Origin of the sequence: Stieleria sedimenti (genome assembly GCF_025060895.1) — a bacterium.
Classification (GTDB): Bacteria; Planctomycetota; Planctomycetia; order Pirellulales; family Pirellulaceae; genus Stieleria; species Stieleria sedimenti.
Map to the genome: position 1 here is coordinate 8,354 of NZ_JANZKV010000304.1, position 9,811 is coordinate 18,164.

At 59.6% G+C, this 9,811-nt stretch carries 5 protein-coding genes; 3 read left to right on the forward strand and 2 right to left on the reverse strand.

What is annotated here, in order from left to right; all coding sequences use genetic code 11:
• Positions 1-401, forward strand: a 401-nt coding sequence (locus tag NZK35_RS31235) for a hypothetical protein (RefSeq protein ID WP_259636459.1), incomplete at its 5' end; no start/stop codon positions are given.
• Positions 402-682: 281 nt separating this feature from the next.
• Here the strand turns inward: NZK35_RS31235 and NZK35_RS31240 are convergent.
• Entirely contained in the window at positions 683-2,632 is a 1,950-nt protein-coding gene (locus NZK35_RS31240) for an alpha/beta hydrolase family protein (RefSeq protein ID WP_259636460.1), read from the reverse strand.
• 182 nt (positions 2,633-2,814) lie between these two features.
• On the opposite strand from NZK35_RS31240, the gene NZK35_RS31245 reads away from it, so the two are divergent.
• Complete coding sequence (locus NZK35_RS31245) at positions 2,815-3,942, forward strand: lactonase family protein (protein WP_259636461.1); 1,128 nt, start codon at positions 2,815-2,817, stop codon at positions 3,940-3,942.
• 102 nt (positions 3,943-4,044) lie between these two features.
• Here NZK35_RS31245 and NZK35_RS31250 read toward each other — a convergent pair whose 3' ends face one another.
• On the reverse strand, positions 4,045-7,092 hold the full coding sequence (locus tag NZK35_RS31250) for a PVC-type heme-binding CxxCH protein (RefSeq protein WP_259636462.1): 3,048 nt from the start codon (positions 7,090-7,092) through the stop codon (positions 4,045-4,047).
• A 495-nt stretch (positions 7,093-7,587) separates the two neighbouring features.
• On the opposite strand from NZK35_RS31250, the gene NZK35_RS31255 reads away from it, so the two are divergent.
• On the forward strand, positions 7,588-9,801 hold the full coding sequence (locus tag NZK35_RS31255) for a coiled-coil domain-containing protein (protein ID WP_259636463.1): 2,214 nt from the start codon (positions 7,588-7,590) through the stop codon (positions 9,799-9,801).
• Positions 9,802-9,811: the final 10 nt, after the last annotated feature.

Genomic DNA, 9,811 nt, shown 5'->3' on the forward strand with positions numbered 1-9,811 from the left:
GCGAGATGCACGAACGCGAGCGGATGGAGCGTCGCGAACACGAACAACGCGAGCGTGATCAACATCTGCAAGCGATGGAGCATGAAATGCGAGAGCTCGAATTGCACCGCAATCGCCTGGAACTTCGCATCGCCGAAATGGAACTTGAAAATCGCTTGTCGCAATCGGTGTCCAAGGCCGATGAGGCGGCATTGGAAGCGATCAAGATGGCGTCGCGATTCATGGAACCCGAGGCGGCCGCCGAGTTTCTCACCGACACGCTCGACCATGTGCGTTCACCGATCGTGCAGCATCAGATGCGTTTGCAACTGGCTGAGCTGCACTTCCGAGTCGAGCAACCCGATCGAGCAGCCGAGCACCTGCGCGCCCTGATCGCGCCCGTTCACCGCGGCGGCCATTGACATTCAGGGTATGGGTCGAGAAACAACCCTCCCGTGTGCGGGAGGGTCGAGCGCAGCGAGGGGAGGGTTTCCGCTGGCCCGCAGCCACCGATGCCAAAAACGACGCCAAAGCACCCTCCCCGCTCCAGGCGCAAACGCCTCCGCGACCGTCCCAAAGGGCATCGGTATCTACACATCTTTCACATATCTGGTCTGGTTTGAGTGGACGGTTTCGGGCAACGGCCGTTTACATCCATAGCCTGGGCAAAAGGCGATTCACCCGGCATGCACAGCCTGCCCTACTATTTCACCAATCGCGTGGCCGCCGCCTTCACGACGTCCTCGAGTTCCACGAACCGGCTGACGTTCAACAGATCCGGTGCGTCGCGATTTCGCTGGGGCAGGTTTTCAAGATTCAGTTGATCGATCCCGTCGACGAACAATGAGGCATAGAGGCCCCAAACGGCAGCGTCTCCCTCGGCCTGGATCGAGACCACCGACTTTTCCAATCCTGGCGTTTGCCGCAACGCTTCCAGACCGCGAATGACATCGTAGATCTGCATGCCCGCCAGGGTTTGACCGAGCAGCATGAAGCGTCGACGGATGTGCGTCTGCGTTCGTTCATCATCGGTCCAGCGGGTCGGTCCGACACCGCGGGGGACGATGACGACCGTGTTGCGGTCCTCGGTCATCCGCCGCAGTGCCGCGGCGACTTCCGGGTCGGGTTTCACGCCGGGCACATGATCGGGAAACAACACGGACAAGCCCGCCGCCCATTGCTTCCAGCCATCCTGGTCCAGGATCAAGACGTTGAGCGGGGCGTTCGCGTCTCGGTCCGGTCGCAGCACATAGATCGGCAATCGGAACGGCGGCTGACTGGTGAACTCGATCACCTGGGCCTGCGAGGGTCCACCTTCGAGTGCAATCGAGTGGACGTCCAACGGTTCAGGCGAATCCGGCCAGCCGCGAAACGTTCGTTGCCTCAGTCGATCGATCAATGCCCGGACCGCTTCGGGAGAGTCCGCATCGAGGTCGCCCGACTCCGCTTTAGGCACAAAGCTCTCGTGGATCGTCGTCACGCGCTGTTCCTCCGGCAGTTCCTCAAAGACTTTCAAGTCTCGCTTTTCAAATAGCGGCTCGGCGGCCATCTCGATCAACGTCTGGTCCTCGCGTAGGAACCGGTTCATCCAACGAAATGCGGCGATGCGAAGTTCTTGCGTGTCCTTGTGTGGACCTTCGGAGATTTGCAGTCCCAGTTTGTCGCGGGCGTCGTACAGGTCGTAAATCTTTTGCACTTTTGCGTAGACGTCCACGACACCATCGAGCGGAAAGATGCGGTCTTTGTCAGAATTGGCGATCAACAGCGGACGCGGCGCGACCAACGCGGCGACCATCGGAAAATCCCAGCGATAGGTGTTGACCATGTACATGCAATCGCAATGTCCCTCGACACAACCGTCGACGACATGGTTTTTCAGGCTGGTGATCCCGGCCACCGGAACCGCCGCGGTGATCCGTTCGTCAATCGCCGCGATCCACCACGAATAAGCCCCTCCGCCGCTTCGTCCGGTGACACCGATTCGATCTCCATCGACCTCGTCGCGAGACTGCAGGTAGTCCAGGGACCGAATGCAATTGAACGCCTCGACGCCCGCCGACGAATACCCGCGATTGTTCCACCACCACATCTCCTCACGATAGGTCCCGTGGTGAATGCCTTCGATTTCCCCCAGTTGGACCGTGTCGATGGTCAGACAGACGTAGCCGTTTCGCGCGAACCACGCTCCGTGGTGTTGATAGTGAGTCTTGTTGCCCAAACTCTTGCCCTCGTGCCGTTCGCCACCGTGACCACAGACATACAGGATGGCCGGCAGCTTTTCGTTTTGCACGCTCGGCCGATACAAATTGGCGGTCACGTACAATCCCGGCATCGATTGAAAATGCAATCGCTCGGCGATCACCCCCGATTCTTCCAGCGTGCCTGTCACGACGGGTTCCAGCGGGGTCTTGGGTGGCATTGGATCCAAACCGAGCATCTCCAACATCTGGCGGCGGTACTCGGGGCGTTTACGGGTCCAATCTTCCAGCGTCTCGATGTCGGCGAACGTTCGGTTGGTCAGCTTTTGTGTCTCGGCGCGAAAATACTCCGCGATCCGTTGATCGCCTGTCGGCCTCGGCGATTCCACCGGTTGGGTAAAACCTGTCTTTGCAAACACGAGCACAACAAGCAGGGCAGGAAAAAGGTAGCGCATCAGACTCGTTCTCAATGTGATTCAATGAGTGGTGCATTTCAGAGAATGCGGGCAGGATGATCGGTTTGATCCACGGCTGGCAAGGCGTCGCCCCGAATCGCACAGTGGATGATTGCGATCCGCGACTCCGTCCTCGCCGGCGAGCTACAATAGCGACTCCAATTTCATTCTGGAGAATCACCATGCGACTCGCGGCCCTATTGTATCTTCTGCTGGCCGGCACGATGTGCTCGGCCGAGACGCTTGTCTATTTCGGCACCTACACACGCGGAAACGCTTCGAGCGAAGGGATCTATGTTGCGACGCTGGACGAGACCACCGGCGCACTCTCCCGGCCGCGGTTGGCGGCCAAAGCGGATAACCCGTCGTTCGTCGCGATTGCTCCTGACGGCAAGTCGCTGTATGCCGTCTCGGAAACGCCTTGGACCGACGAGAGCTCTGTCGGCATCGTCGCGTATTCTATCGGCGACGACGGCGCACTAAAGCAACTTAATCAGCGATCGACGCGTGGCGGGGCTGCCTGCCATGTGGCGGTGCATCCGTCTGGTAAGTCGCTCGGCGTTGCCAACTACAGCGGCGGCAGTTGTGCGTCGTTTCCGATCAATGACGACGGCTCGCTCGGGGAAATCGCATCCTTTCACCAGCACAGCGGCAGCAGCGTGAACCCTCGTCGCCAGCAGGAAGCGCACGCCCACTCGATCAATTACGACGCCGACGGGTCACAAGCCTTCGTCGCCGACCTCGGCATGGACCAGATTGTGATCTACGACGTCGATTCCGAATCGGGAACGCTGACGCCTTCGAAGCAGCCGTCGCTGAAGCTGCCAGCCGGAGGAGGCCCCCGCCATTTCTGTTTCGCTCCCGCGGGAAACGTCGCACTGGCCAACTTGGAACTGACCTCTGAAGTCGCGTTGCTGCGTTACGACGATGCGGCGGGAACCTTGTCGGTGTTAAAAGTCGCCTCGACGCTTCCCGGTGGTCAGGCGGTGCGGGGCAACAGCACGGCGGAATGTTTGGTGCATCCCAACGGACGAACGGCGTACGTTTCCAACCGAGGTCACAACTCGATCGCCGTCTTTCGCATCGACGCGTCCAGCGGTGACATCGAGTGGATCGAAAACGAATCGACCCGGGGTGAAATCCCGCGCGGATTCGGAATCGATCCCAGCGGGAAGTTTGTCGTCGTTGCCAACCAGAATTCCGACAACGTGGTGTCGCTGAAAATCGATCCCGAAACAGGAGCCCTGTCACCGACCGGCAGCGAAATCACCGTCGGCACGCCCGTGAACGTGCGGCTCCTCAAGCGTTAGGGTCTGACGCAAAAACCCCAAACCCCCCATTCCACCAAAAAGGTGTCGGACACCTTTTCCGACGCTTCGGTGCCTTTGACCGCTGCGTCTGGGGTCAGTTGGTTATCGCCTGGTACCCAACATCAGATACGCGAACAGGTCGATGATCTGTTGGTCGGTCATGTCTTTGAAGACCTGTTCGGGCATCAGCGACGTCTTGATCGCTTTGAATTCTTCCAGGTCATCGCGGACGAGAACGACGGTCTGGTCATCGGCGGTGCGGAGGGTGACGGTCTTGGGATCTTGGGCGGCCATCATCCCGGTGGCGACGCGGCCATCGAGTGTCAGCGCCATGTACGACTGAAAGCCTTCGCGGATTTCAAGACTCGGTTCAATGATCGCCGGCAACCAAAACTTCAAACTGCCGCGTTCGTAACCGTCCAATGGCGGACCGATCGTCTTGCCTTCGCCGAACAACTTGTGGCACGTCCCGCACTTGGTCATGAAGTGCTTTTTGCCTGCTTCGGGATCGCCGGCGGAGTGACTCAGCAACTCCGTCAGCCGCTCGATCTCCGCAACTTTCTCGGCCGAGGATACCGTCACGGCCTTGCCGAAGGCTTGCTCGACCCTGGCGATGAAAGCCGGGTCCTCGTACGTCCGCAATCGCTGGATGACGTCTTCTGGGACTTCGGGGACACGAACCCGCCACTGAATCACCTCTTCGAGTAATCGGTCGGCCCAGGCGGCGCGGCTAGCCAGCGTCCGGCAGGCGGCGGCTCGCAGACCATGTTCGCGTGAAATTTTTCCGTAAAACGCGCCGATCAACCCGGCAGCGATTCGGGCATCGTCAAAATTGGCCAGCGTGCTGATCGCGACTCGTTGAAGCGCCGGTTCGCTCGTTTCACGACCGGTCGCCAATCGCAACAGGGCATCCACACTTTTGGGCTCGCGGAGCTCGCCGAGTGTGTAGGCGAGTTCGATCCGCAGTCCGAGGTCGGTCGACGCGTCACGCAACAATTTGATCGCAGCATCCGCGGCGCCCTCGCGGCCGCTGCGAAGTGCCAGCACCGCGCCGGATTCACCGCGTGATTCTTGATAGGCGGACAGCGCGCGGTCGAGACGCTTGGGCAACTCCGGGATCGACCTGCCTTGGAACGCTTTGGTCAACCCGACCAACAAGATGTCGCGAGTTGCGTCGTCCGGGGCAAGGGCAACCAAGTTGTCGCAGTGGTCCATGTCGGCGGCTGTTCCAGCAGCCGCATAGCGTTGGGCCAGACGGCCGAGAATGTGTTGGCGGACCAACGGGCGGTCCCATGACGTGTCGTCAGAGAAGAATGCGTTGACCACATCCCAATCGTCGGCGTGGGCTTCGACCGCCCACCAATACAACAGCGGCAAATGCGGATCGTTTCCGTCTTCGTCGCGTCGCGTCAGGCGGTCGATGATTGCCAACCCCGTCTGGCTGTCGATCCGCTTGGCCGTCGATGCGAGTTGGGCGCGGACTTGTAAATTGGGTTCGTTCTCCGCCAGCGATACCAGCTGCTGATGGCCTTCATGCCGATCTCCCAACAACCGAACGGTCCAACGTCGTATGTGGGGATTGTCGTGCCGCAACCAACCGGCGGCCCGCTCGGTCGAAAGTTGCCCCATCAGATTCAGTGTCCAGAGCGATTCCAACGACCCCGATTGATCGACAAGCTTGACAAGCGTCTCCGTCGCATCGCTGTCGTTGCGCCAACCGAGGACCAACGCGGCGCGACGGCGGAGCCATTTGTTGGGCGAGTCAAACAGTTTGATCAGGTCATCGCTGGACAGTACGGTGAGATCGCCGAAGCGGTAGACGGGCGTGGATCCTTTGGGGCGAATGCGGTAGATCCGTCCGCTGTTCTTGTGCCAGTCGTCGACCGGATTGACGTGGGACAAACGGGTGTCATACCAGTCCGCGATGTAGATCGCGCCGTCGGGGCCGGCGCCGGCGTACACCGGTCGAAACCAGCGATCGTCGGTTTCGATCAGGTTTTCAACGTCTTCGGTACGATAGGTCGATCCATCCGGAATCAGACGACTGTTCCAAACCAGATTGTGCAACGAATTCGGTGCGACAATGGATCGATCAAAGTCGTTTGAAAATAACCCGCCTTCATAGATCATGAATGCTTGAGCAAACCGTCGCGTGTCGCCTTTCATCGGCATGCCGGTGAAATAGCCGAACGCATAGGGATTGATCAACGGACCGTGCTTGCCCCAGTTCTTGTCCGAATAACTGCCTTGCGGATAGTGATAACCGCGTCTACTACCGCCGTTGGTTCCCGAAAAAACTTGTCCATACGAATCGATCTCCAGACTAAACGTGTTCCCGCCACCCTCGGCATAGATTTCGAAGACTTTCGATTCGGGGTGATACCGCCAAATACACTGGCCTTCGAATCGAACGCCCTTGGTCACTTGTGAACTGACCGTTCCTGCCGTGGTGCTGCCGTTGGCACCATACAGCCAACCGTCCGGTCCCCACAACAAGCTGTTGGCCACCGAATGCGTGTCTTGCAGCCCGAATCCCGACAGATGGACTTCCGGATCGCCGTCGGGAACGTCATCACCGTCGGCATCGGGATAGTGCAGCAAATACGGCGGGTTCAACACCCAGATGCCTTTCGGACCGACTTGAACCGAGGTGGCGACGTTGAGTCCCGTGATGACGTCCTTGCTGGAGTCATACAAACCGTCGCCGTCGGTATCGCTGAAGACCGTGATCTTGTCCGCACCCGCGGCGCCGTGCGGCGGCGGTTCGGGCACCTTGTCGTAGACGGCCCGCAGGTATTGATCGAAACGCTCGACCTTCAGCCCGGCAGGGTACTGATACTGGCGGTACTGCACCGCCCACATGCGACCGCGTGAATCCCAGGACAGAAACAGCGGCTGCGAAAGCTCGGGTTCATGGGCGATCAAGTCGGCTTCGACATCGCTGCGGAGCCGAAGCCGGTCGATCATCTGATCCGGCGGCGTCAGCTGGGACGCGTCGCGTTGGGCGCCTTTGGCGGAAAACGTACGAAAGATCTCCGCGACCTTTTCGTTGCCGGCGGGGCTGTCCGTTGAAGTCGTTTGCGCGGCGGCGTGCCGGATCGAAGGGAAGGCCGTGCCCCAAACGGCCATCATCAAAACAACGAATCGCATCAAATTCCCTACGAAAAAAGGTGACAGACGACCGAATGGGCGGTCCCAACAAGCCTTCACGATCATAGCCGACCGCCCCCCGCTTTGCTCGACTTTCGGGAGGTCGGACGCGAGGCACCAAGTTAAGCGATCCGTTCATCAACGAAGTTGTTGTCACCCTCCCCCTGAGCGGGTCGCGGAGGAGTGTGCGCTCGAAGCGGGGAGGGTTGTTGCAACGCCAAAGTTGCTAGCCACGATGGAGCAGCCATGCCGGAAGCCCTCCCCTCGCTCCGCTCGACCCTCCCGCACACGGGAGGGTTGCGGGAGAGTCGAGCGTAGCGAAGGGAAGAGCGATGGGTCTCGCCGGTTGCTATCAATCGGTGCCGTGAAACTGACCTTCCGCTGAGCGGACGGGCTGACGTATGTTTCACGCGCAATGAAACCGCGGGTGTGGACGTCGACACGGCTCTTTCGATCTCGCGGCGCGAAACACTTTCCCAGGGATGGGATCATTCGATGGACGATCGCCGGCGCACCCATTACACCACCGCTCCGCAGGCCTACGACACGCATCCGCTCGGCATGCCCCCCGACGTGATGCATGACGCGGCACGGCTTGGTCTGCCCAGTTGGCCGGCAGCGGATTTCCGTTTGTATCATGCCGAGATCGCGCGTCTGCGTCAGCTGCTCGCGTCCACTCATGCTGCCAACAACCGGCAAGCCGCCGAGATCCGCCGACGGGCCGAGCAAGCGTTCGCGCAACAAAAACAGTTCTTGGTGGGGAAAATCGAAACGCTGCAACAACAGCTCGCAGTGTTGCAACATGAAACGCGGAGCGAGCAGGACAACCATGAACAAGAAATCGCAGCGATCAAGAACCAACTTGCCGAAGCTCGCAGCGCCGCCCAAGCCCTCAACCGGCACGTCGCGACGTTGAAGCATGAATTGAAGCACGTGGCGCTGGCCGCGTCGGCCGAACAACAATCGCTCAAACGCGGCCACGACTCCATCGTCAATCGGCACAACGCTGCGATCGCGGACAAGCTGGCGACGATCAAAGCCTTGCAACAGCAGATGGATGACCAGGACGAGATCCTGGAACATTGGAAAACCGCTCAAGAACAAGCTGTCCAGCTGAGCGAATGGTATGAAAGCGAGCACGAACGAGAACGTCTCCGGTACACGCAACTGGTCGACGAATTCGGCCGATTTCGATCCAAAACTTCTGAAGCGTTCGCGGTCTGCGACGAGGAAATCGAAACACTGGAAGCGACCGTCGGGATCTTGCAAACCGACCACGAAATGGTGGAGCTGATCAACGCCGACCTGGATCATCTGGCGGACCAGCGGGAATCGGAAATCCGGCAATTGCAGACCGAGCTCGAGGCGGTGCTTGTCGAATCTTCCTGTGATCGGCAAGAATCCCAGCGCGCCATCGAGATGCTCCACAGACAACTTCAGGACACCACCGCGCGATTGACGACGGTCTCGGAAGAAAAAACGTCGCTGATCGAGACCGTCGCGAGTTTGAAGGCCAAGTCGGATGACTTCGACGCCTCATTGTTTGCCAAGGATCAAGAGATCGATGCGACCGAGCGGCTCGCCACCGACACGCAGCGGCAGTTGGAACAAACGCGGCGAGAAAACAACGGACTGGTCAGCCAGAATGACCAGCTGAGGCAACGCGTCGCCGATCTGACGAAAGAGATCACGAACGCCCAGAGCGAACTCGCCGACGCCAATCACCGCGCCGACCAGGCAGAGTCGACGCTGTTGGAGCGGGATCACCAGCTTCGCGAGATCCAATCCGCCGCCCGAGCAGCCGACGCCAACGCGCTGTTGCGGGCCAACGAAGCCGAACAACACTATGCCGTGGAACTGCAGCGACTGGAGGCGGAACTGGAGCGGCAAAAACAAGCTCAACACAGCAATTCACAGCTCAGCGACCACGACCGCGCAAAAGTCGCCGAACTTGAGCATGCCCTCGCGGCCAGTCAACGAGCGGTGGTCCTCTCGTCGACGGAAAACGATCGTCTGCAGCAAACCATCGATCAGCTTCACACCCGGCTGGCCGATGTCGAACGCGCAACCGCGACGAAGGCCGATCGGATCGAACTGCTCGAAGCCACGCTGAGCGAATTGCGTCAGGACGCATCGAATCAGCAACAAGAAAACGTGCAACTGCGCGCGGATCTGGCCGAGCGGCGGTCACAGCTGGCGGAGTCTGCTGACCGAATCGCCACCGCACAACACACGATCTCGCAACTGACCGAGGAGCTGGACCAACAATCGCAACAATTGAAACAGCTCGAACAAACACGACAGGAACCTGATTTCGAGGCCGTCCAGTCAGACCTCGAAGCCGAGTTGTCCGCCAAGTGGCGGGCTCAAGTGACCGAGTTGGAGCACAACCAAGTGACACTCCGCGAGCGTCATCATCAAACCCAACTCGCCCAACAGCAAACGATCGAGAGTCTGCAGCAGCAGCTTCTGGAACGAACCGCTCAATGCGAGTTGCTGGAACAACGAATCGCTGCATTGAGTGAGGAGATCCGCACGTTGAAGTCGCAGTCGGAACAGTGGTCGATGCAGGAAAGCCCGATCGCTGAGGTGAAACGCCTGAGCAACGAATTGTCCCGCTGCATCAGCCAGCACGCACGTGAACGGGAAGCATTGCTGTGGCGGATCGAGCAACTGCAGACCGTTCGGGCGCTGAGCCGCGCCGCCTAAGCGGCGGCAC

Excerpts from the sequence above, each read along its gene's own strand:
- NZK35_RS31240 (WP_259636460.1), bottom strand. The coding sequence starts at position 2,632 with ATGCGCTACCTTTTTCCTGCCCTGCTTGTTGTGCTCGTGTTTGCAAAG.
- NZK35_RS31245 (WP_259636461.1), top strand. The coding sequence starts at position 2,815 with ATGCGACTCGCGGCCCTATTGTATCTTCTGCTGGCCGGCACGATGTGC.
- NZK35_RS31250 (WP_259636462.1), bottom strand. The coding sequence starts at position 7,092 with ATGCGATTCGTTGTTTTGATGATGGCCGTTTGGGGCACGGCCTTCCCT.
- NZK35_RS31255 (WP_259636463.1), top strand. The coding sequence starts at position 7,588 with ATGGACGATCGCCGGCGCACCCATTACACCACCGCTCCGCAGGCCTAC.